The organism is Kitasatospora sp. NPDC059722 (assembly GCF_042733235.1).
GTDB lineage: Bacteria > Actinomycetota > Actinomycetes > Streptomycetales > Streptomycetaceae > Kitasatospora.
In genome coordinates this window covers 5,128-25,916 of record NZ_JBHWGD010000018.1, presented here as the reverse complement: position 1 = coordinate 25,916, position 20,789 = coordinate 5,128, and the positions used below count along the sequence as shown (strand labels likewise).

Annotated in this window: 18 protein-coding genes; 11 read left to right on the top strand and 7 right to left on the bottom strand. The window is 74.7% G+C overall.

The window, feature by feature from the left end:
* Positions 1-34: 34 nt before the first annotated feature.
* The 3 genes from ACFV4F_RS14565 to ACFV4F_RS14555 all read right to left on the bottom strand — a co-directional run bounded on the left by ACFV4F_RS14565 (position 35) and on the right by ACFV4F_RS14555 (position 2,704).
* Positions 35-1,249, bottom strand: a complete 1,215-nt coding sequence (locus ACFV4F_RS14565; RefSeq protein WP_380497266.1) for an LCP family protein — start codon at positions 1,247-1,249, stop codon at positions 35-37.
* Between the two features lie 36 nt (positions 1,250-1,285).
* The gene (locus ACFV4F_RS14560; RefSeq protein WP_380442037.1) at positions 1,286-2,077 is read right to left on the bottom strand and encodes a TIGR03089 family protein; all 792 of its coding nucleotides are present in this window, start codon (positions 2,075-2,077) and stop codon (positions 1,286-1,288) included.
* 123 nt (positions 2,078-2,200) lie between these two features.
* Positions 2,201-2,704, bottom strand: coding sequence for an SgcJ/EcaC family oxidoreductase (locus tag ACFV4F_RS14555; RefSeq protein ID WP_380442035.1), 504 nt, complete (start codon positions 2,702-2,704; stop codon positions 2,201-2,203).
* A 6-nt stretch (positions 2,705-2,710) separates the two neighbouring features.
* Here ACFV4F_RS14555 and ACFV4F_RS14550 point away from each other — a divergent pair, with 6 nt between their 5' ends.
* Positions 2,711-3,664 (top strand): DNA-3-methyladenine glycosylase family protein, encoded by a 954-nt coding sequence (locus ACFV4F_RS14550; RefSeq protein WP_380502476.1) that lies wholly within the window; start codon positions 2,711-2,713, stop codon positions 3,662-3,664.
* 20 nt (positions 3,665-3,684) lie between these two features.
* Positions 3,685-3,894, top strand: coding sequence for a hypothetical protein (locus ACFV4F_RS14545; protein WP_380502472.1), 210 nt, complete (start codon positions 3,685-3,687; stop codon positions 3,892-3,894).
* A 16-nt stretch (positions 3,895-3,910) separates the two neighbouring features.
* Here ACFV4F_RS14545 and ACFV4F_RS14540 read toward each other — a convergent pair whose 3' ends face one another.
* Genes ACFV4F_RS14540 through ACFV4F_RS14530 form a run of 3 tightly spaced genes read right to left on the bottom strand, consistent with a single transcriptional unit; the run spans position 3,911 to position 6,869 of the window.
* Positions 3,911-5,203, bottom strand: a complete 1,293-nt coding sequence (locus tag ACFV4F_RS14540) for a coenzyme F420-0:L-glutamate ligase (protein WP_380502469.1) — start codon at positions 5,201-5,203, stop codon at positions 3,911-3,913.
* Entirely contained in the window at positions 5,200-6,159 is a 960-nt protein-coding gene (cofD, locus tag ACFV4F_RS14535; RefSeq protein WP_380442029.1) for a 2-phospho-L-lactate transferase, read from the bottom strand. Before cofD ends, ACFV4F_RS14540 begins: the two co-directional genes overlap by 4 nt.
* A 41-nt stretch (positions 6,160-6,200) precedes the next feature.
* Positions 6,201-6,869, bottom strand: coding sequence for a cysteine dioxygenase (locus ACFV4F_RS14530; RefSeq protein WP_380502466.1), 669 nt, complete (start codon positions 6,867-6,869; stop codon positions 6,201-6,203).
* Between the two features lie 621 nt (positions 6,870-7,490).
* Between ACFV4F_RS14530 and ACFV4F_RS14525 the strand changes: the two genes are divergently transcribed.
* The 3 genes from ACFV4F_RS14525 (at position 7,491) to ACFV4F_RS14515 (ending at position 13,625) form a co-directional block, all read left to right on the top strand.
* Positions 7,491-7,763: a WhiB family transcriptional regulator gene (locus ACFV4F_RS14525; RefSeq protein ID WP_030062195.1), complete on the top strand. Its 273-nt coding sequence runs from the start codon at positions 7,491-7,493 to the stop codon at positions 7,761-7,763.
* A gap of 276 nt (positions 7,764-8,039) precedes the next feature.
* Positions 8,040-11,912, top strand: a complete 3,873-nt coding sequence (locus ACFV4F_RS14520; protein WP_380502464.1) for a glycosyltransferase — start codon at positions 8,040-8,042, stop codon at positions 11,910-11,912.
* 6 nt (positions 11,913-11,918) lie between these two features.
* Complete coding sequence (locus ACFV4F_RS14515; RefSeq protein ID WP_380502461.1) at positions 11,919-13,625, top strand: DUF5719 family protein; 1,707 nt, start codon at positions 11,919-11,921, stop codon at positions 13,623-13,625.
* 39 nt (positions 13,626-13,664) lie between these two features.
* Here ACFV4F_RS14515 and ACFV4F_RS14510 read toward each other — a convergent pair whose 3' ends face one another.
* Positions 13,665-14,117, bottom strand: a complete 453-nt coding sequence (locus ACFV4F_RS14510) for a metallopeptidase family protein (RefSeq protein ID WP_380442021.1) — start codon at positions 14,115-14,117, stop codon at positions 13,665-13,667.
* 242 nt (positions 14,118-14,359) lie between these two features.
* Here ACFV4F_RS14510 and ACFV4F_RS14505 point away from each other — a divergent pair, with 242 nt between their 5' ends.
* The 6 genes from ACFV4F_RS14505 (at position 14,360) to ahcY (ending at position 20,652) form a co-directional block, all read left to right on the top strand.
* The gene (locus ACFV4F_RS14505; RefSeq protein WP_280686050.1) at positions 14,360-14,725 is read left to right on the top strand and encodes a DUF3499 domain-containing protein; all 366 of its coding nucleotides are present in this window, start codon (positions 14,360-14,362) and stop codon (positions 14,723-14,725) included.
* A gap of 134 nt (positions 14,726-14,859) precedes the next feature.
* Positions 14,860-16,245, top strand: coding sequence for a phosphomannomutase/phosphoglucomutase (locus ACFV4F_RS14500; protein ID WP_380442018.1), 1,386 nt, complete (start codon positions 14,860-14,862; stop codon positions 16,243-16,245).
* Between the two features lie 115 nt (positions 16,246-16,360).
* A complete protein-coding gene (locus ACFV4F_RS14495) occupies positions 16,361-16,543 on the top strand; it encodes a Trm112 family protein (protein ID WP_380502458.1) in 183 nt (60 codons plus the stop codon).
* A gap of 124 nt (positions 16,544-16,667) precedes the next feature.
* Positions 16,668-17,918, top strand: a complete 1,251-nt coding sequence (locus tag ACFV4F_RS14490) for an SIS domain-containing protein (protein ID WP_380442015.1) — start codon at positions 16,668-16,670, stop codon at positions 17,916-17,918.
* A 38-nt stretch (positions 17,919-17,956) separates the two neighbouring features.
* The gene (locus ACFV4F_RS14485) at positions 17,957-18,931 is read left to right on the top strand and encodes a cation diffusion facilitator family transporter (protein WP_380442012.1); all 975 of its coding nucleotides are present in this window, start codon (positions 17,957-17,959) and stop codon (positions 18,929-18,931) included.
* A 272-nt stretch (positions 18,932-19,203) separates the two neighbouring features.
* On the top strand, positions 19,204-20,652 hold the full coding sequence (gene ahcY / locus ACFV4F_RS14480) for an adenosylhomocysteinase (RefSeq protein WP_380442009.1): 1,449 nt from the start codon (positions 19,204-19,206) through the stop codon (positions 20,650-20,652).
* Positions 20,653-20,789 lie beyond the last annotated feature (137 nt).

The window sequence follows — 20,789 nt, the reverse complement described above, 5'->3', positions numbered from 1 at the left end:
CGCAGGTAATCGGAGCGTAAAGTTCGGAGGGTGGTCAGTGCTGCGCGCAGGCGTCCACGTCGGCCGTGCGCCCCTCGAAGACGGGCGAGGCGCCGGCCGTCGGCGAGGCCGAGGGCCCGGCCGCGGCGGCCCCGTCCGACGCGGGGGAGGCGCCGGCCGTGGGCGTGGGCTCCGAGCCGGGCGGCCGGACGGTGATCCGCCGGTCGTCGCGCAGCGCGGCGAACAGCTGGCCGGTCTGCGGCTCCACGAACTCGTCCCGGTCCGAGTCGTAGCGGTACGGGCGGCGCGGCGCGGTCAGGAACACCACGTCCGCCGAGGGGATGCCGCGCAGGTCCTGGGTGAGGTCGTAGAGCTCGCCGAGCGAGGACAGCCCGCCGTCCGCCTTGACGGAGGAGGTGGCCGCGTCCAGCACCGGCCACAGCCTCGCCGGGTTCAGCAGGACGCCCTGCGACTGCACCTTGCGGATCAGCGAGGCCAGGAACTGCTGCTGACGGCCCATCCGCTGGGTGTCGCTGCCGTCGCCGAGGCTCTCCCGGGCGCGGACGTAGCCGAGCGCCTGCTCGCCCTGGAGGGTCTGGCGCCCGGCCGGCAGGTCGAGCTTGGCGTCCTTGTCGTGGATCGCCTGCGGGACGCACACCTCGACGCCGCCGACCGCGTCCACCATCGACTTGAAGCCGCTGAAGTCGAGGATCACGTAGTGGTCGATCCGGATGCCGCTGAGCTGCTCGACGGTGCGGATCGAACAGGCCGGACCGCCGAGTTCGAACGCCCAGTTGAACTGCATGAGCGCGGGCTTGCTCCGGGTGCCGTCCGGCTTCTCGCACGCGGGCACGGTGACCATGACGTCGCGCGGTACGGAGACGGCCGTCGCGTGCTTCCGGTCCGCGGCCAGGTGCAGCAGGATCGTGGTGTCCGAGCGCTGGGTGCCGGCCTCGCCGCCGTAGGCGCCGTTCGCGCCGGAGCGGTCGTCGCTGCCGATGAGCAGGATGTTCTCGGCGCCCTTGGCCCCGGCGGTCCGGCTCGGCCGCTCCGCCTCCAGCCTGGCGAGCAGCTTGTCGGTGGCCGTGTCCGTGCGGATGTTCCCGTCGAGCTTGCGGTAGGCGATCCAGAGCAGCACGCCGGTGGCCACGAGCAGGAACGCGACGACGCCGGCGGTGATCATCAGCCACCGCCGGCGCCGACGGGGGCGTCCGGGCGCGTCCGGGGGAGTGTCGGTCGGGGTGTGCGCGGTGTCGTCGTCCTCGGCCATGGCAGGGATCCCTACCCGCCGGGCCGGCGGCGGGGGTTACCCGAGGCGCAGTGTCACCCGTTCGGAGTCGGCCCGCTTCTCCCACTGCTCGGCCGTCAGGCCCTGGGAGTTGCGGCACAGCACCACCGAGGCGCCGGCCGCCAGCGGCGCCAGCAGGCCGGCCTCCAGACCCGTCCAGTCGTCGTACGACAGCGTGGACATCACGCGGTCGCCCGGGTTCAGCCCGAGCCGGACGGCGCCCTCGCGGGCCAGGGCGACGGTCTGCTCACCGGTCAGCTTCAGCGGCAGGCCGTCCACACCGGTCTCCAGGGCGGGCGCGTCCGGGGTCACCGGCGAGTACGGCGCGAAGCGGTCGCCCTGGCCGGGCACCTCGGCGGCGTAGTCGAGGAAGCCGTCCGGGCGCTGCGGGAACCGGCCGCCCAGCGGGCGCAGGGCCAGCGCGACCCGCTCGCCCTCGCAGGCGTGGGCGGACTCCAGGCCATCCGGGCCGCTGACCACCAGATCGGCGGCGGCCGGCTCGCCGCCCGGCACCGCCGTCACCCCGACCGACCAGCAGGCCAGCAGCCAGACGGCGCTCTGCCAGTGGGCGGGCAGGAGGAGGGCGGCGCGGTCGCCGGGACCGGCGTTGAGCTCGTCCTGGAGCAGGTTGGCCGTCTTGGCCACCCAGTTGTCGAACGTCCGGGCGGACAGCTCCACCCGTTCGCCGGTGGCGTCGTCGTAGAAGGTGACCAGCGGGGCCGCGGGATCGACCGAAGGGGTGCCACCTCGCAGGTATGCGTGCAGCAGCTCGACGGGGGTGCGGGCATCGGCAGCGAAAGGCGCAGTCATGGTGCGCCCCAGCCTACGGCCTCCGGGTGTGACCCCGGGAGGGGCGCCGGACCCGGCGCCGGGCGGCGTGGCGGACACCCGTGTTCGCGGCGACCATCCGGTTTGAGCGCCTCGCGCTCCCCGTCACGTCTTCAGCGTCCTCGCCCCCGCGTCGCCTCCCACCAGCCCCCGCAGCTCCTCCGTCAGAGCCGCCGCCAGGTCCGGCCGGAGGTCGTACCGGGCGGGTGTGGTCTGCAGGAGCGCGATCCGCCACCCCGCCCCCGCGTTCACGGCGATCACCGTCTGCACCGAGTTGAGCTCCGGCACCACGTCCGCCGCCCCCGCCGGTACGAGCCCCGCGACGGCGTCCAGTTGCGCCACGCCGGGCCCGAGCCCCCGGACGCGCCGTACGGCGGCCACGTACCGGGGAGTGACGTGGTCCGCGAAGATCCGCCCGAGTTCGGCCGCGATCGCCGACCGCCCGCGGTGGCGCGTGCCGTCGTGGCCGATCACCTCGCCGTCGGCGGCGAAGGGTCCGGCGAAGGCCGAGCCGTCCTGCCGGTTCCACCCGTCGAGGGCCCGGTCGTAGAGCGCTCGCACCGCGTTCTCGTCCGAGGGGGAGAGGTCCGGCAGCCGCGTATCGTTCATATCCCCATGGTCGGGGACGGCGGCGGAGGAGGCGACGCAGTGACGGGCGGCGAGTCGGTGCGGCTCTGGCGGCCGGGCTTCCCGCTGGACGCGGCCCGCACGCTGCTCCCGTTGCGCCGCGGCCCGGCCGACCCCTCGTACCGGACGACCGGTGACGGAGCGGTCTGGCGGGCGTCCCGGACCCCGGCCGGTGTCGGGACGCTGCGCGTGCTGTCCCGCCCGGGGGCCGGCGAGGTGGAGGCGCGGGCGTGGGGCCCGGGTGCCGGGTGGCTGCTGGACCGGCTGCCCGCGTTGCTCGGGGCCGAGGACGACCCGGAGGGCCTGGTGCTGCCGCCCGGTCCGCTGCGGGACGCCCAGCGCCGGACGGCGGGCGTGCGGCTGACCAGGACGGGCCTGGTGCTGGAGTCCCTCGTCCCGGCGATCCTGGAACAGAAGGTGACGACCGACGAGGCCTACCGCGCCTGGCGGACGCTGCTCCGGGACTTCGGCACCCCGGCGCCGGGCCCGGCGGAGGGCATGCGGGTGGCACTGTCGGCCCGCGAGTGGGCGCTCCTCCCGAGCTGGGAGTGGCACCGCGCGGGCGTGGACCCGAAGCGCTCGGCGACGGTCGTGCGGGCGGTCCGGCTGGCGCCCCGCCTGGAGGAGGCGTCCGCGATGGACCACGCCGAGGCCTTCGCCCGCCTGACCGCCGTGCCGGGCGTCGGGATCTGGACGGCCGCCGAGACCCTCCAGCGCAGCAACGGCGACGCGGACGCGGTCTCGGTCGGCGACTTCCACCTGCCGAACCTGGTCGGCTGGGCCCTGGCCGGCCGCCCGCGCAGCGACGACGCCCGGATGCTCGCCCTCCTGGAGCCCTACCGCCCCCACCGTCACCGCGTCTGCCGCCTCCTGACGGCCACCGGAGCCCGCGCCCCCCGCTACGGCCCCCGCCTGACCCCCAACGACCACCGCGGCCGCTGACGGAGGCCGCCAATACGCCGATGCCATGGACGACGGCGTGGACGACCCGGCCGCGAGCACGGCCGAACTCCCCGGCAGGCCTGTTCGGTTCACCCTCGCCCGACGAGTCGGTGCGCCCCTTCCGGACGGATCCGATGGGCGACGAAGTCGACGGCATGCCGACGTCCGAGGGCGGTGACGGGTCGATCCTGGCCGATCTCGACCGTCACATGGAGGGCTTCGGCAGGTGACCGGCGGTCGCCCTGACTACCGGACCGCGATGAAGGCGTCCGCGCCGCGTTCCGGGCGGTCGCGCGGTGCTTCGGCGGGGCGGCCGACCGCGACGGCGCCCATCGGGTCCCAGGTGTCCGGGAGGTCGAGGGCGGTGCGGACGGTGTCGCGGCAGAACATGGTGGACGAGACCCACGCGGAGCCGTAGCCCTCGCCGGTGAGGGCGATCAGCAGGTTCTGCACGGCGGCGCCGGCGGCGACGGTGAACATCTCCCGTTCGGCGGCGGCGCGCCGCGGGTCGGGGTAGTCGTGCGAGCCGTCCATGACCAGGCACGGCACGACGAGGTAGGGCGCGTTGCGCAGGACGTCGCCGCGCGCGGTGCGGCGGGCGATCTTCGCGTCGTCCCAGCCGTCGAGTTCGCGCAGGTCGCGCCGCCAGGCGTCGAGCATCGCGTCGAGCAGCCGGGTGCGGGTGTCCGCGGACTCCAGCAGGACGAACCGCCACGGCGTGGTGTGGTGCGGCGCCGGCGCGGTGACGGCGGCGGCGACGGCGCGGCGGACGGCGCCCGGGTCGACGGGCTCGTCGGTGAATGCCCGCACGGTGCGCCGCAGGGTGACGGCGGCCCGCAGGGCCTCGGAGGTGCCGAGCCGGAACATGTCATCGGCGGCGGGGCGCACCAGCGGCCGGGTGCCCTCGCCGTCCTCGGCGGTGACGAGGTGTCCGAGGCCGCGGACGACCGCGACCGGCACGCCGCCGGCCTTGCCCTTCACCAGGTCGCCGGCGGCGGCGAGTTCGTCGGCGGTGGCGGTGACGGTCAGGACGAGCTCGTTGCCGTGGCTGTCGGTGCGCCCGCGGTGGTCCTCCAGCACGGACAGCCCGGCGGCGCCGATGGCGACGTCGGTGAGCCCGTTGCGCCAGGGCCGGCCGAAGGTGTCGGTGACGACCACGGCGAGCCGCCGCCCGGTGAGCCGCTGCAGCGCGGCGCGCAGCGCGCGGGCGGAGGCGTCGGGGTCCTCGGGCAGGAGGAGGACGGTGCCGGGGGCGGTGTTGGAGGCGTCGACTCCGGCGGCGGCCATGACGAAGCCGTTGCGGTTCTCGACGATCCGGGCGGGCCCGCGCCGGGCGACGACCCGGACGGTCTCGGCGTCGATCGCGGCCTCGCGGTCGGCGGCGTGCAGGAGCCGGCCCTCGGCCTTGCTGACGATCTTGGAGGTGACGAGCAGGACGTCGCCGTCCTCGTACGTCCCCGCCTTGGCGATCAGCGCGGCGAGGTCGGCCCCGGCCTCGATCTCGGGCAGTCCCCCGACCGGGAGGATCTCGACGGTCACGCCCGGACCTGCTCCGCGAGGGCCAGTGCGGCCCGCGCCATCTCGGCGGTGGCGTCGACGTCGGTCATCAGCAGCGGGACGGCCCGGCAGGCGATGCCGGCGGCCTCGACGGTGCTCACGGCGCCCTCGTCCGCGGTGTCGACCAGCCAGCCGTCCAACAGTTCCGAGCCGTAGTTCAGCGCGACGGCCTCCGCCGTGGCCTCGACGCCGACGGCGGCGAGCACCTTGTCGGCCATGCCCCGCACCGGCGCCCCGCCGATGATGGGAGAGAGCCCGACGACGGGGGCGGGTGCGGCGGCGACGGCCCCGCGGATGCCGGGCACGGCGAGGATGGTGCCGATCGACACGACCGGGTTGGACGGCGGGAAGAGGATGACGTCCGCCGCGGCGATCGCCTCCAGCACGCCGGGCGCGGGCTTGGCGGTGTCGGCGCCGATCGGGATGATCGCCTCGGCGTCGACGGCGGCGTGCAGCCTGACCCAGTACTCCTGGAAGTGGATGGCCCGGGTGCCCTGCTCGTCGGTGATCCGCACGTGGGTCTCGACCCGGTCGTCGCTCATCGGCAGCAGCCGCACACCGGGCTTCCAGCGCACGCACAGCGCCTCGGTGACCTGGCTGAGGCTGTACCCGGCGGTGAGCATCTGGCTGCGCACGAGGTGGGTGGCGAAGTCGCGGTCGCCGAGCCCGAACCACTCGGGGCCGACGCCGTACTCCTTCATCTCGGCCTTGATCGACCAGGTCTCGTCGGTCCGGCCCCAGCCCTGTTCCTCGTGGATGCCGCCGCCGAGGGTGTACATCACGGTGTCGAGGTCGGGGCAGACCTTCAGTCCGTAGAGGTGGATGTCGTCGCCGGTGTTGCCGATGACGGTGATCTCGTCCTGCGGGTCGACCGCCGCGAGGAGTCCGCGCAGGAAGCGCGCCCCGCCGATTCCGCCTGCCAGTGCCACGATGCGCATGGGCCCATCCTGCCACGGCCCGACTGCCCGTCAGTCCTCGGTCAAGACGTCCCGGCCTGCGCCGGCCGGCCGTGCGCGGAGCCCTGCGCCGCGCCCTGCTCGGCGGGCCGCTCGTGGTGCTGCTCGGGGACGGCGTTCGCTCCGCCGTACTGGTTCATCTCGGTGAGGCCCGGGCTGTAGAGGTGGATGGAGACGGCCGGCTCCAGCGCGCCGTTGACCACCTCGTGCAGGTAGCCGGAGGAGAAGACCCTCTGCCCGCCGGGGCGCAGGGCGCGGGCGCCCTCGCCGGCGTGCGTCAGGGAGCGCTCGACGAGCTCGCCCTGGACGACGGTCATGACGCCGGAGGACGCGCCGTGGTCGTGGAAGCCGCTGCTCTGCCCGGGCAGCCAGCTGAGCAGCCACACCTCGTAGCCGGGGCCGGTCTCCAGCCGGGCGTACCAGCGGGTGAGCGCGTCGTAGCGGACGAGGTGCTCCCAGCGGGTGCGGTCGGCGGCGATCTCGCGGACCAGCCGGGCGTAGCCGGCGACGGTGGTGGGGTGGGCGGGCAGGTCGGTGCGGGCGAGGTGCGGGAAGGCGAGCGGGTCCCCGGCGATGGAGACGTCGGAGAGGCCGTCGTCCCAGCGGGCGGCGGCGGGGCGGGCGGCCTGGGGCCCACGGCGGGCGAGCTTGTTGCGGTCGCGGTTCCGCTTGCGGATGCGGGTCATGCGCACGGCTGTCGTCCTCGGATCTGCGGCTGGTTCGTCAGGGATCAGCCGGATCCGGGATGTCCTGGGGCGGGAATCGCGGGCGGCCTCTGTGCTTCCTGGGGGCGGCGCGCGGTGGGACGCGGGCGCCTAGATACAGCAGGAACAGAGGCGACAACAAGAGTTCACGGCACGGCGGAGCGTGGAACCGCTCCGGGGGCTCATGGACTCTGACATAGGGGAAAGGAGACCGCATCCGCGGGGGTGGTGTCAAACCGGGAGATGCGGCATTCGGGTGGGTTCGGTCCGGAAGTACCGGATGGGGTGATTCATCACCGTCTATGTTTCGATGGGAAGATCGCCGGGAAGGCAGGGCGATGACCGGCCTGTGAGGGTGACCGGGCGTCACTCGGCGGATGGTTGCGGATGGTTCGAAGCTGTCCGGGGCATCTGGGCGAAAAGTCCGATGTGTCCAGATATGTACACTATTCGTAACGGCTTGGTGCCGGGGAGTGAATCCTGGCCCCAATACCAGAGCTCGGCTTGACTGAGCCAGAGTGACGCAACTGTAATTTCACTCGTGTCGTCGGCCGCACGAGGCAACGGCAACCACGGGGACGCCAAGTAGGGGCAGAGGAGGCGCGCCACATGAGCGAGCTCTTTGAGCTGTTGATCGGGGACGGCATCGCGGAGGACGAGGAGGAACTCGGCTGGCAGGAGCGCGCGTTGTGCGCCCAGACCGACCCCGAGTCCTTCTTCCCCGAGAAGGGCGGCTCCACTCGCGAGGCGAAGAAGGTCTGCCTCGCCTGCGAGGTCCGTTCCGAGTGCCTGGAGTACGCCCTCGCCAACGACGAGCGCTTCGGGATCTGGGGCGGCCTCTCCGAGCGCGAGCGCCGGCGGCTCAAGAAGAGCGCGGTCTGACGGAGGACCGGTCCGGCCCGCCGGGGCCGCGGTCCGGGCGGAGCGGTTTCGGGCCCCCGCCGATCCTCCGGTGACGGAGGACAACCACACAGCTGTACGGGCGCCTCACCGCGGTGGTGGGGCGCTTTCGCGTGCCGGGGCACGGTCGTGGGCCGTCCTTCACCGTCCCCGCACGGACACCGTGGACGGAGCCGCAACCCGGAGCCGTTAGTGTGGTGCGCCATCCGGTTGCCGTTCACCGGCTGTGTCCACCGAGAACTGGGGCCCGCGCACTCGATGACCGTCTACAGCCACCAGAGCGGCTTCACCGCTGCCAGGCCGCCCGCCTATCCGCGCCACCTGGTCACCGCCGTGATCGTCTCGCACGACGGCGCCCGCTGGCTGCCGCAGGCCCTGGCCGGCCTGCTCGGCCAGGACCGCCAGGTCCAGCGGGTGCTCGCGGTCGACACCGGATCCACCGACAACTCCCCGCAGCTGCTCGCCGACACCCTCGCCGACTGGCTGCCCGAGAGCGGGCCCCTGATCCTCGGCCGCCGGGCCGGGTTCGGCACCGCCGTCGCCGAGGCCGTCTTCAACAGCCCGCCGCTGCGCCCGGAGGACCTCCCGTACCGGCTCGACCCCTCCGGCTACGACCCGGTCACCGGCGGCTGGGACGACTTCGGCGACCCGCTCGCCCAGGAGGACGACCTCGCCCGCGGCGGCCCGCGCGAGACCCAGCCGGTCGAGTGGCTGTGGCTGCTGCACGACGACTGCGAGCCGCAGACCGACGCCCTGCGCCGCCTGCTCCAGGTCGCCGACTCCACCCCGAGCGCCGCCGTCGTCGGCCCCAAGCTGCGCAGCTGGTACGACCGCCGCCAGCTGCTGGAGGTCGGCGTCACGATCGCCCGCTCCGGCCGCCGCTGGACCGGCCTCGACCGCCGCGAGCAGGACCAGGGCCAGCACGACCAGGTCCGCCCGGTGCTCGCCGTCTCCTCGGCCGGCATGCTGGTGCGCCGGGACGTCTTCGAGGAGCTCGGCGGCTTCGACAAGGCGCTGCCGCTGATGCGCGACGACGCCGACTTCTGCTGGCGGGTCAACGCCGCCGGCCACCGCGTGGTGGTCGCCCCCGACGCCGTGCTGCGGCACGCCGAGGCGGCCAGCCGCGAGCGCCGCGCCATCGACTGCGGCGCCTCCCACCCGCACCGGGTGGACAAGGCCGGAGCCGTCTACACCCTGCTCGCCAACTGCAAGGGCGCGCTCTTCCCCTACGTCCTGCTGCGGCTGGTGCTCGGCACGCTGGTGCGGGCCGTCACCAACCTGCTGGGCAAGGACCCGCGCCAGGCCTTCGACGAGCTCGCCGGGCTCGGGCACGAACTCGTCCGGCTGCCGCGGCTGTTGGCCGCGCGCAAGCGCCGGGCCCGGACCAGGGCCGCCGACGCCCTGGACGACCGCACGCTGTTCCCGGCGCCCGGCGCGACCACCCGGCTCGCCGTCGAGGGCGTCATCAGCTCGCTCGGGATAGGGGGAGCGGACGACAACGTCGGCCGGCACGGCTCGGTGGAGGCCGGCGGCGACGACGACGCCGAGGACCTCGTCGTCGAGCAGTTCGCGCTGATCAAGAAGCTCGCCCGGCGCCCCGCGCCCGTCCTGTTCGCGGCCCTGCTGGTGTTCGCCCTCGTCGCCTGCCGCGGTCTGTTCGGCAGCGGCGTGCTGTTCGGCGGCGCCCTGCTGCCGGCCGCCGACGGCGCCGGCGGCCTCTGGTCGATGTACGCCGACGCCTGGCACCCGATCGGCACCGGCTCCACGGCCGCCGCACCGCCGTACCTCGGCGTGCTCGCCGTCCTGTCCTGGATCTTCTTCGGCCACGCCGACCTCGCGATCACCCTGCTGCTCTTCCTGACGGTGCCGCTCGCCGCGGTCAGCGCCTACCTGGTCTCGCGTCCGCTGCTGGACTCCAAGCTGGTCCGCGCCTGGGCCAGCGCCGCCTACGCGCTGCTGCCCGCCGCGACCGGCGCGCTCGCGCAGGGCCGCCTCGGCACCGCCGTCCTCGCCGTCCTGCTGCCGCCGCTGGCCCGTGCCGCGGCGATCACCGCCGGCCTCGGCATCCGCGAAGAGAGCGCTGCCAAGGGCGCCCGCCCCGGCTGGCGGCCGGTCTGGATGACCGTCCTGCTGCTCACCCTGGCCACCGCCTTCGTGCCGCTGACCTGGGCGCTCGCGGTTCCGCTCTGCCTGGCCACGCTGGGGGTCGCGGTCGTCCGCGGCGGTGCCTTCGGCTCCGGCGGCGCCGCGCTGCGGCTGCTCGGGCTGCGCGTCGTCGTGGTGCTCGCGCTGCCGGTGGCGGTGCTCGCGCCGTGGTCGCTGACGGTGCTGTCGCACCCGCAGTCGCTGCTGATGGAGGCGGGCCTGCCGGGCCTGCACGGCAGTGGCGCCGGCGCCGTCGGCCTGGTGCTCGTCAACCCGGGTGGCGCCGGGGTGCCCCCGGTGTGGCTGTCGGCCGGTGTCGTGCTCGCCGCGCTCGCGGCGCTGCTGCGCGCCGACCGCCGTCGCGCGGTGCTCGCCGCGTGGGGCGCGGCCGGTGCGGGCATGGTCTTCGCCGTCGCCGTGGCCGGCACCTCCGTGACCCCCGCCTCGGGCGGTCCGGCCGTGCCCGCCTGGGCCGGTCCGGCGACCCTGGTCGCCGGGATCGCCCTGCTGGCCGCCGCCGCGATCGGCGCCGACGGCGCCAACGCCCGCGTGGCCGGCATCGCCTTCGGCTGGCGCCAGCCGGTCGCCGCCCTCGTGGTGGCCGCGGCCGCGCTGGCCCCGCTGGGCACCGGCCTCTGGTGGGCGGTGACCGGCGCGGACGGTCCGCTGCACCGTGCCGATGCCAGCCAGGTGCCCGCGTTCGTCGCGGAGGAGGCCGGCACCACCGACCGCGCCCGCACGCTCGTCGTGACGGGGGAGAAGAGCGGTGGAGCCGTCCGCTACACCCTGGTCCGCGGCGCCGGCCTGACGCTCGGCCAGTCCGAGTCCACCGTCGACCCGGCGACCGGCACCCAGGACGGCCTGAACAAGGTGGTCGGCAGCCTGCTGGCCGGCTCCGGCGCGGACCAGGCCGGCGCCCTGTCGGGCTACGGCATCGCGTACGTGGTGGTCGAGCGGCCGGTGATCGACGTGTTCAAGGACGTCCTGGACGCCACCCCCGGTCTGGTCAAGGCCAACGAGGACGGTGCCGCCGCGCTCTGGCAGGTCAACGGCGCCGCGGCGGTCCGCGCGGTGATCACCGCCCCCGGCGCGGCCCCCGTGGTCGTCCCGTCCGGCGTCCGCGACATCGCCACGACCGTCGCGGCCGGCCCGGACGGCCGGGTGCTGCGGCTCGCCGAGAGCGCGTCCCCCGAGTGGAAGGCCACCCTGGACGGCACCGCGCTGGAGCCGACCACGGTCGACGGCTGGGCGCAGGGCTTCAAGCTCCCGGCGGGCGGCGGCAAGCTGTCCGTCACCCGCGAGGCCGGCCTGCTGCACACCGGTTGGATCTGGGCGCAGGTGCTGATCGGGCTGACCATCCTGGTCCTCGCCCTGCCCGGCCGCCGCAGCCACAAGGACGACGACCTGCCCGAGGACGTGGTGGCCGCCGCCGCGCTGGCCGCCGCCGCCCAGGCGCAGGCCCCGGCCCCCGGCAGCCGCCGGGCCCGCCGGATGGCCGAGCGCGGCGAGGGCGCCGAGCCGGGCACCGAGGAGAGCGGGGTGTACGAGGGCGCGGTGCCGCCGCAGCCCGCCGCCGATCCGATGACGGAGGCCGTCCAGGCGGCCGCGGCCGCCCAGGACACCGAGCCGTACACGGACCCGTACCAGACGTACCAGCAGGCCGACCCGTACAGCTACGACCCGTACGCCGCGCAGCAGCCGGCGGCCGCGCCGTACGGCGGCCAGGCCCACGCCCAGCAGGGCTACGAGCAGCAGCAGGCCCACTCCCATCAGGACTTCCAGCAGGCCTACCCCCAAGAGGGTTACGAGCAGCAGCAGGGCTACGAGCAGCCGTACCAGGACCAGCAGTACGGCTACGACCCCTACCAGCAGACGGAGCACCAGCAGCCCTGGGTGCCGGGGCAGCCGCAGGCCGAGCCCTACTACGACCCGAACGACCCCAACGGGACTGGCCGGTACCCGCACCACCACGGATCGGGGAGCTGACCCGCGATGAAGAAGCCCTCCTTCGGGAAGAAGTCCGCGCCCGCCGAGGCCGAGGAGAGCGGTTACCCGCCGCCGGCTCCGGCCGCCGCCCCCGACGCGGACGGCGCCCCGGCGCCGGCCCGCCCCGCCGGGCGCTCGGGCGGCAGCCGCACGACGCAGTCGCTGCTGGCGGCCGCGGCCGTGCTCGCCGTGGTGTTCGGCATCTCCGAGGTCCGTCCGCCGGCCGCCCCCGCGACCGGCGACACCGGCGCCTCGGCGACCACCGCGCAGGTCGAACGGACGGCGGCGGTCTGCCCGCAGCCGCTCCAGGGCCTGACCGGCTCGACCACGCTCACCGCCTACACCCCGCCCGGCACCGGCGCCGCCACCGGCGGGGCCGGCTGGCTCTCCGACGCCAGCGCGCCCGCGACGCCCCCGACCGCGGCCCCGTCGGCCCCGGCCACGCCGTCCGCCCCCGCGACCCCGGCGCCGACCGGCTCGGCCGCCCCCGACAAGGGCGGCGCACCCGCCGACGCCCGGCTGACGCTGGCCAAGCCCGGTACCCCGGTCTCGGCCCCCGCGGCCAACGCCGACACCGCGCCCGGCACCGGGGCCCTCGCCACCGGCGCCCTCGCCCCCGGCTTCACCGTCTCGCAGACCACCACGGTCACCGAGCAGCGCGGCCTCGGCCTGTCCGGCGTCACCTGCACCCCGGCCGGCACCAGCTTCTGGTTCGCCGGGGCCAGCACCGCGGGCGACCGGACGGACTACGTCAGCCTGGTGAACACCGAGTCCTCCGCCGCCGTCGTCGACATCAAGCTCTACGGCGACAAGGGCCCGATCGACAACGACGCCGCCAACGGCATCACCGTCGCCCCCGGCAGCTCCCAGTCGATCCTGCTGCCGACGCTGACCAAGGGTCCGGTCACCGACCTCGCCGTGCACGTGGTGGCCCGCAGCGGCCGGCTCGGCGCGTTCCTGCACGCCGCCGACGGCAGCAAGGGCGCCGACTGGATCCCGTCCTCCGTCGAGCCCGCCCCGACCCAGGTGCTGCCCGGCCTGCCCGCCGACACCTCGGCCGCCCGCCTGGTCGTCTGGGCGTCGCCGGACGACGACGCCGACCTGAAGATCCAGCTCTCCGGCAAGAACGGCTGGTTCACCCCGGCCGGCAACGAGTCCATCCACGTCAAGGCGGGCATGGTCGCCGCCGTCGACCTCGGGAAGGTCACCCGCGACGAGGTGGCCGGGCTGCGGCTGTCGCCCAGCGACGACAAGCACCCCACCCCGGTCGTCGCCGGGGTCCGGATCGACCGGGCCGGCTCCAACGGCAAGTCCGACGCGGCCTGGCTCACCGGCAGTGCCCCGGTCGGCGCCCGCGCCACGGTGGCCGACAACCGGGCCGGCGCGTCCACCCTGTTCCTGACGTCGACCGGCGACGCCGCCACCGTCCACGTCACCGCCTCGGCGGGCAGCAACGGCGGCACCCCGGTGACCAAGGACGTCCAGGTGCCGGCCGGTGCCACGGTCGCCGTCCCGGCCCCCGAGCCCGGCGGGCTGAACGGCTCCTTCGCGCTCACCGTGGAGACCGCCTCCGGCGGCCCGGTGGTGGCCGCCCGGATGCTCGCGATCCCCGCCAAGGACGTGCCGATGTTCACCGTCCAGGCGCTGCGGGACGACCGCAGCACCGTCAAGGTCCCGCAGGCCTCCCAGGACCCGGGCGTCGTCCAGCGCTGACCGCGCGCTCCGGGGGCCCGGCTGCGGGCCCCCGGAGCGTCACTCCTCGTCGTAGCGCGGGTCGATGGCGTCCGGCGACAGGCCGAGCAGCTCGGCGACCTGCTCGATCAGGATCTCGTGCACCAGCGCCGCCCGGTCCTCCCGGGTCTTCGCCCGGATCTCCACCGGCCGCCGGTACACCACGATCTGACTCTTGCGCCCCTGCTTGCCGGGCGACACCCGCCCCAGCGGCACGCCGTCCTCGGAGTCCGCGCCGTCCGCCTCGTGCAGCGGCACCTCCTGGACGGCGAACTCCACCTCGATCAGCTGCGGCCAACGCCGCTCCAGACGCTCCACCGATTCGCGCACGTAGTCGTCGAACAGTTCGGAGCGGGTGAGCGAGATCGGCACCTGGGGCGGTGCCAGCGGGCCGCGCAGCCCCCTGCCGTGCCGGTCGCGGTGCCGGGGTCGGCGCGAGGGTCCCGTCGATGACTGCGGTGCAGAGCTGTCCATATCACTGCCGAGGGTAGTCCTTGGACGGTCGGAAGTGGACCACTCCGGCAGGGAAACGCCCGGGGCGGGGGCGTACGCCGCAACGAGCGGAGCGAGCGGAGCAGTCGAAGGAGCGGCTCCGCGCCGAAGCGCCCCCCGGGCGCGGCGGAGGGGGAGTCCGAGGGGCGCGCGGCGCGACACGTCGCACCACGAGGGCAGGCGGTCTTCGCTCCCCGGCGAGGAGTGCTGTACCGTCCACCCTCGTGAGCTCTGTACGTCGTTGTTCGCGGACCGCGTGCGGCCGGCCGGCCGTCGCGACGCTGACGTACGTCTACGCGGATTCCACCGCCGTCCTGGGCCCGCTCGCCACCTACGCCGAACCGCACTGCTACGACCTGTGCGCCGAGCACGCCGAGCGCCTCACCGCCCCGCGCGGCTGGGAGGTCGTCCGCCTCGCCGCCGAGGCCGGGCCGCTGCGCCGCAGCAGCGACGACCTGGAGGCCCTCGCCAACGCCGTCCGCGAGGCCGCCCGCCCGCAGACCCCCCGTCAGGGCCGCGCCCCCGAGGGCGAGTCCACCGAGGGCGGCCGCCGCGGCCACCTCCGGGTCCTCCGTTCGCCCGACAACTGACGGCTCGCCCCGCACGGGGCGTTCCCCCGGCCCGGGTACGCTGCCCGTCTACCGTCACCGCGTCCCGTCGACCGAACGCGCGGTGACCCCGACGTATCGTGAACGATCAGCACAGAGACCAGGGTGGAGCCGCAGTGCGCGACCTCAAGCAGCTCGTGAAGGCGTACGACGTCCGAGGCGTCGTCCCGGACCAGTGGGACGAGAGCCTGTCCCGGGCCTTCGGCGCGGCCTTCGTCCAGGTCACCGGTGCGACCGCGATCGTGGTCGGCCACGACATGCGGCCCTCCTCCCCGTCGCTCAGCCGGGCCTTCGCCGAGGGCGCCGCGGCCTACGGCGCCGACGTCGTGCAGATCGGCCTCTGCTCGACCGACCAGCTCTACTACGCCAGCGGCAAGCTCGACCTGCCCGGCGCGATGTTCACCGCGAGCCACAACCCGGCCCAGTACAACGGCATCAAGCTGTGCCGGGCCGGCGCCGCCCCGGTCGGCCAGGACACCGGCCTCTCCGAGATCCGCGAGCTGGTCGAGTCCTGGACCGGCGAGGACGACGCCGTCACCGTCCCGGCCAAGGACGTCAAGCCCGGCGCGCTCTCCGAGCAGGAGACCCTGCGCGGCTACGCCGACCACCTGCTCGGCCTGGTCGACCTCACCGCGATCCGCCCGCTGAAGGTCGCCGTCGACGCGGGCAACGGCATGGGCGGCCACACCGTGCCGACCGTCTTCGACGGCCTGCCGATCGAGCTCGTCCCGATGTACTTCGAGCTGGACGGCACCTTCCCCAACCACGAGGCCAACCCGCTCGACCCCAAGAACCTGGTCGACCTGCAGGCGAAGGTCCGCGAGGTCGGCGCCGACCTCGGCCTCGCCTTCGACGGCGACGCCGACCGCTGCTTCGTCGTCGACGAGCGCGGCGAGCCGGTCTCCCCGTCCGCGATCACCGCCCTGGTCGCCGCCCGCGAGATCGCCCGCGCCCAGGCCGCCGGCGAGGCCGAGCCGACGATCATCCACAACCTGATCACCTCCTGGACCGTCCCCGAGGTGGTCCGCGAGCTCGGCGGCACCCCGGTGCGCACCCGCGTCGGCCACTCCTTCATCAAGCAGGAGATGGCCGTCACCGACGCCGTCTTCGGCGGCGAGCACTCCGCCCACTACTACTTCCGCGACTTCTGGCGCGCCGACACCGGCATGCTCGCCGCCCTGCACGTGCTCGCCGCCCTCGGCGGGCAGCCGGGCACGCTGTCCGCGCTCACCGCCGAGTACGACCGCTACGCGGCCTCCGGCGAGATCAACAGCACCGTCGCCGACCAGGCCGACCGCTCGGCCGCCGTCCGCGCCGCCTACGCCGGCCTGGAGGGCACCACCGTCGACGAGCTGGACGGCCTCACCGTGGCCGGCCCGGACTGGTGGTTCAACCTGCGCGCGTCCAACACCGAGCCGCTGCTGCGCCTGAACGTCGAGGCCAAGGACCCGGCGAAGATGGCCGAGCTGCGCGACGGCGTCCTCGCGATCGTCCGCGCCTGACGCGCCCCGGGCGCCGACGCGCCCGAGCCGGAGCGCCGGGGGGGCCGGGGGGGGGGGGGGGGGCGGGGGGGGGCCCCCCCCCCGCCGCGCCACCTCCCGACTCTTGGAGAGCCCCTTGAAGCTCGAATCCTTCCTGCTGGAGATCCTGGTCTGCCCGCAGTGCCGGGCCGCGCTCGCCGAGTCCGGCACCGAGGAGCAGCCCGAGCTGGTCTGCACCGGTACGGACTGCGGCCTCGCGTACCCGGTCCGCGACGGCATTCCGGTCCTCCTGGTGGACGAGGCCCGCCGCCCGGCCTGATCCTTGGGGGCGAAGCCCCGCACCGCCAGCTCAGCGCCCCGCCAGTCCAGCGCACCGCCAGCCCAGCGCCCCGCCAGCTCAGCGCCCCCAGGACCGCAGCCGACCGCAGCCGGAGGACCGCCGCATGCTCGACGACACCCTGCTCGACGACCCGGCCGCCCTCCAGCGCGCCGACCGAGACCGCGCCCTGCTCGCGCTGGCCGGCTCCGGCGCGCGGGTGCGCACCGCGCTGCGGCTCGCCGACGCGGCCGGCCTCGACCGGCTGCGGCCCGACGGCCGCCCGCGCGCCGTCCTCGTCGCCGGGCACGGCAGCGCCCTGACCGCGGGCGAGATCCTCGCCGCGCTGGCCGGCACCGGCAGCCTCGTCACCCCGCTGCCGCCCGCCGACGCCACCGCCCCGCGCGCCGACCGGGCCGGCGCCCCGCCCGTCTTCACCGCCGGGCTCGGCTGGCAGCTGCCCGGCTGGGCCGGACCGCTCGACCTGCTGGTGATCAGCTCCGCCGACGGTGACGAGCAGGGCCTGATCGGCCTCGCCGAGCAGGCCTACGCGCGCGGCTGCGCGATCGTCGTCACCGCGCCCGAGGGCAGCCCGCTCGCCGCGGCGGCGCTCCAGGTGCGGGCCCTTCCGCTCCCGTACGTGCCGTCCGCGCGGCCCGAGGACGAGCCGCCGGCCGAGCGCGCCGCCGAGCCGGACCTGCCCGCCGAGGACCCGGGTGCGCTGTGGGCCCACCTGACCCCGATGCTCGCGCTCGCCCAGAAGATCGGCGTCACCCAGCTGCCGTACGACGCGCTCCCGGCCACCGCCGACCTCCTCGACGCGTCGGCCGTCCGCTGCCGCCCAGACGCCGCCGCCTACACCAACCCGGCCAAGGGCCTGGCCGCCAGGCTGGCCGGGACCGTCCCGCTGCTGTGGGCGGAGGGGGCCGTCGCCGGGGCCGTCGTCACCCGCTTCGCCGCGCAACTGGCCGACCGGGCCGGCCGCCCGGCGCTGCCCGGACTGCTGCCGCAGGTGCTCACCGCGCACCGGGGCATGTTCACCGGCCAGCTGGGCGCGGGCGCCGACCCGGACGACTTCTTCCGCGACCGCGTCGACGAGCCGGACCCGCTGCACCTCCAGGTCCTGCTGCTGCGGCACGTCCCGGGCACGCCCGGCGGCCCGCTGGACGAGGACGAGGGCCCGGCCGAGGTGCCGGAGGACGACGAGGGCCCGCGCGCCTTCGGCGTCTCCCGGGCGCACCGCCTCGCCGCCGCCCACGACGTCCGGCTCACCGAGTACGCCAGCGCCCGGCCCGAGCCGCTGCACGCGCTCGCCGACCTCGTCGCGCTGACCGACTTCGCCGCCGTCTACCTGGGACTCGCCGCCGCGCAGTCGTAGGGAGCAGGCGCGGGAGAGGCGCACGCTACGGTGAGCGCATGAGTGCAGAGGGTGGGACGAAAGCGCTGATCGCGGCGCTGTCGGCGAACCTGGCGATCGCGGTGGCCAAGTTCACCGCCTTCGGCTTCACCGGGTCGTCGTCGATGCTGGCCGAGGGCGTCCACTCGGTGGCCGACTCCGGCAACCAGGTGCTGCTGCTGATCGGCGGCAAGCGGGCGCGCCGGGCGGCCGACGAGGAGCACCCGTTCGGGTACGGCCGCGAGCGCTACGTCTACGGCTTCCTGGTGGCCATCGTGCTGTTCAGCGTCGGTGGCCTCTTCGCGGTCTACGAGGGCTGGCACAAGGTGCGCCACCCGGAGGCGCTGGACTCCTGGGGCTGGGCCGTCGGCGTGCTGGTGTTCGCGATCGCGATGGAGGGCTGGTCCTTCCTCACCGCGATGCGCGAGTCGGCGAAGGCCAAGGGCGGCCAGGGCTGGGTGCAGTTCATCCGCACCGCGAAGGCGCCGGAACTGCCCGTGGTGCTGCTGGAGGACACCGGCGCGCTGATCGGCCTGGTGCTCGCGCTGCTCGGCGTGTCGCTCACCGTGATCACCGGCGACGGCGTCTGGGACGGCGTCGGCACCCTGTGCATCGGCGTCCTCCTGGTGCTGATCGCCGTGGTGCTCGCTCTGGAGACCAAGTCGCTGCTGCTCGGCGAGTCCGCCGACCGCGAGTCGGTGGCCCGCATCCGCGCGGCCCTGGTCGACGGGGACGCGGTCACCGGCGTGATCCACATGCGCACGCTCCACCTCGGCCCCGAGGAACTGCTGGTCGCCGCCAAGATCGCGGTCAACGCGGAGGACAGCGCCGCCCGGGTCGCGGCCGCCATCGACGCCGCCGAGGAGCGGGTGCGCGCGGCCGTCCCGATCGCCCGGGCGATCTACCTGGAGCCGGACGTGTACAGCGCGGCCAAGGCCGCGGCCGGAGCCGACCCGGCGGCCACGCCCGGCGGGCCGGGCCCCGAAAATCCGTAACCGGGAACGGCCGGTGGGTCACCGGTGTAGATTCGTCACCAGAGCCAGAACGTCGCTGCTGATGGCGGTCGATCGGCGGTCCGCACCCGTAGGGTGTGCCCCGGTCGAGGGAGAGAGGTCCTCCGACGGTTTGTGCTGCGCACAGGGAGCCGGTCCGGTACAGCGGGCCCGGCCGCCCCGGCGTGGCCGTGCACCCTCGTACGGCACCGCCGCGCTGCGACGCACACCCAGGACCTTGGCCTTGCCCCACCCCATCAGCGAGGAGCAGACGCATGTCGACCGACATCACCGGTGACTTCAAGGTCGCCGACCTTTCCCTGGCGCCGTTCGGCCGCAAGGAGATCCAGCTCGCCGAGCACGAGATGCCCGGCCTCATGTCGATCCGCGCCGAGTACGCGGCGTCGCAGCCGCTGGCCGGCGCCCGCATCACCGGCTCGCTGCACATGACCGTGCAGACCGCGGTGCTGATCGAGACCCTGACCGCGCTGGGCGCCGAGGTCCGCTGGTGCTCGTGCAACATCTTCTCCACCCAGGACCACGCGGCCGCGGCCATCGCGGTCGGCCCGGAGGGCACCCCGGAGAACCCGCAGGGCGTCCCGGTCTTCGCCTGGAAGGGCGAGACGCTGGAGGAGTACTGGTGGTGCACCGAGCAGGCGCTGACCTGGCCGGACGGCAAGACCCCGAACATGATCCTGGACGACGGCGGTGACGCCACCCTCCTGATCCACAAGGGCGTCGAGTTCGAGAAGGCCGGTGCCGCTCCGGACCCGTCCACCGCGGACAACGACGAGTTCCGGATCATCCTGGAGCTGCTGAACCGCACCCTGAAGGACACCCCGAACAAGTGGACCGAGGTCGCCGCCACCATCAAGGGCGTGACCGAGGAGACCACCACCGGTGTGCACCGGCTGTACGAGATGCACCGTGACGGCCAGCTGCTGTTCCCGGCGATCAACGTCAACGACTCGGTGACGAAGTCGAAGTTCGACAACAAGTACGGCTGCCGCCACTCGCTCATCGACGGCATCAACCGCGCCACCGACGTCCTGATCGGCGGCAAGGTCGCCGTCGTCTGCGGCTACGGCGACGTCGGCAAGGGCTGCGCGGAGTCGCTGCGCGGCCAGGGCGCCCGTGTCATCGTCACGGAGATCGACCCGATCTGCGCGCTGCAGGCGGCGATGGACGGCTACCAGGTCGCCACGCTGGATGACGTCGTCGAGACCGCCGACATCTTCATCACGACCACGGGCAACAAGGACATCATCATGGCCTCCCACATGGCCCGGATGAAGCACCAGGCGATCGTGGGCAACATCGGCCACTTCGACAACGAGATCGACATGGCCGGTCTGGCCAAGCTCGACGGCGTCGTGAAGACCGAGGTCAAGCCGCAGGTCCACGAGTGGCGCAAGGCCGACGGCCGGACGATCATCGTGCTGTCCGAGGGCCGTCTGCTGAACCTGGGCAACGCGACCGGTCACCCGTCGTTCGTGATGTCCAACTCCTTCGCGAACCAGACGATCGCGCAGATCGAGCTGTTCACGAAGACCGAGCAGTACCCGATCGGCGTGTACGTGCTGCCGAAGCACCTGGACGAGAAGGTCGCGCGTCTGCACCTGGACGCGCTGGGCGTGAAGCTCACGACCCTGACCCAGGAGCAGGCCGACTACATCGGCGTCCCGGTCGAGGGCCCGTACAAGGCGGAGCAGTACCGCTACTGATGCGGTGACAGTCGTACGCCGGGGGGGGGGCCCCCCCCCCGGCGGGCCGCCCCCCCCCCCGCGGGGGGGGGCCGCCCGGGGTGTCCGCCGGGCGGCCGGGGGCCGGGATGGCAACCCCGGGGCTGCCCCCACCGCCG

What these genes read in the sequence shown, in the direction of transcription:
- ACFV4F_RS14565 (WP_380497266.1), bottom strand. Translation starts at nt 1,249, where the DNA reads ATGGCCGAGGACGACGACACCGCGCACACCCCGACCGACACTCCCCCG.
- ACFV4F_RS14560 (WP_380442037.1), bottom strand. Translation starts at nt 2,077, where the DNA reads ATGACTGCGCCTTTCGCTGCCGATGCCCGCACCCCCGTCGAGCTGCTG.
- ACFV4F_RS14555 (WP_380442035.1), bottom strand. Translation starts at nt 2,704, where the DNA reads ATGAACGATACGCGGCTGCCGGACCTCTCCCCCTCGGACGAGAACGCG.
- ACFV4F_RS14550 (WP_380502476.1), top strand. Translation starts at nt 2,711, where the DNA reads ATGGTCGGGGACGGCGGCGGAGGAGGCGACGCAGTGACGGGCGGCGAG.
- ACFV4F_RS14545 (WP_380502472.1), top strand. Translation starts at nt 3,685, where the DNA reads ATGCCATGGACGACGGCGTGGACGACCCGGCCGCGAGCACGGCCGAAC.
- cofD (WP_380442029.1), bottom strand. Translation starts at nt 6,159, where the DNA reads ATGCGCATCGTGGCACTGGCAGGCGGAATCGGCGGGGCGCGCTTCCTG.
- ACFV4F_RS14525 (WP_030062195.1), top strand. Translation starts at nt 7,491, where the DNA reads ATGAGCGAGCTCTTTGAGCTGTTGATCGGGGACGGCATCGCGGAGGAC.
- ACFV4F_RS14520 (WP_380502464.1), top strand. Translation starts at nt 8,040, where the DNA reads ATGACCGTCTACAGCCACCAGAGCGGCTTCACCGCTGCCAGGCCGCCC.
- ACFV4F_RS14515 (WP_380502461.1), top strand. Translation starts at nt 11,919, where the DNA reads ATGAAGAAGCCCTCCTTCGGGAAGAAGTCCGCGCCCGCCGAGGCCGAG.
- ACFV4F_RS14510 (WP_380442021.1), bottom strand. Translation starts at nt 14,117, where the DNA reads ATGGACAGCTCTGCACCGCAGTCATCGACGGGACCCTCGCGCCGACCC.
- ACFV4F_RS14490 (WP_380442015.1), top strand. Translation starts at nt 16,668, where the DNA reads ATGCTCGACGACACCCTGCTCGACGACCCGGCCGCCCTCCAGCGCGCC.
- ACFV4F_RS14485 (WP_380442012.1), top strand. Translation starts at nt 17,957, where the DNA reads ATGAGTGCAGAGGGTGGGACGAAAGCGCTGATCGCGGCGCTGTCGGCG.
- ahcY (WP_380442009.1), top strand. Translation starts at nt 19,204, where the DNA reads ATGTCGACCGACATCACCGGTGACTTCAAGGTCGCCGACCTTTCCCTG.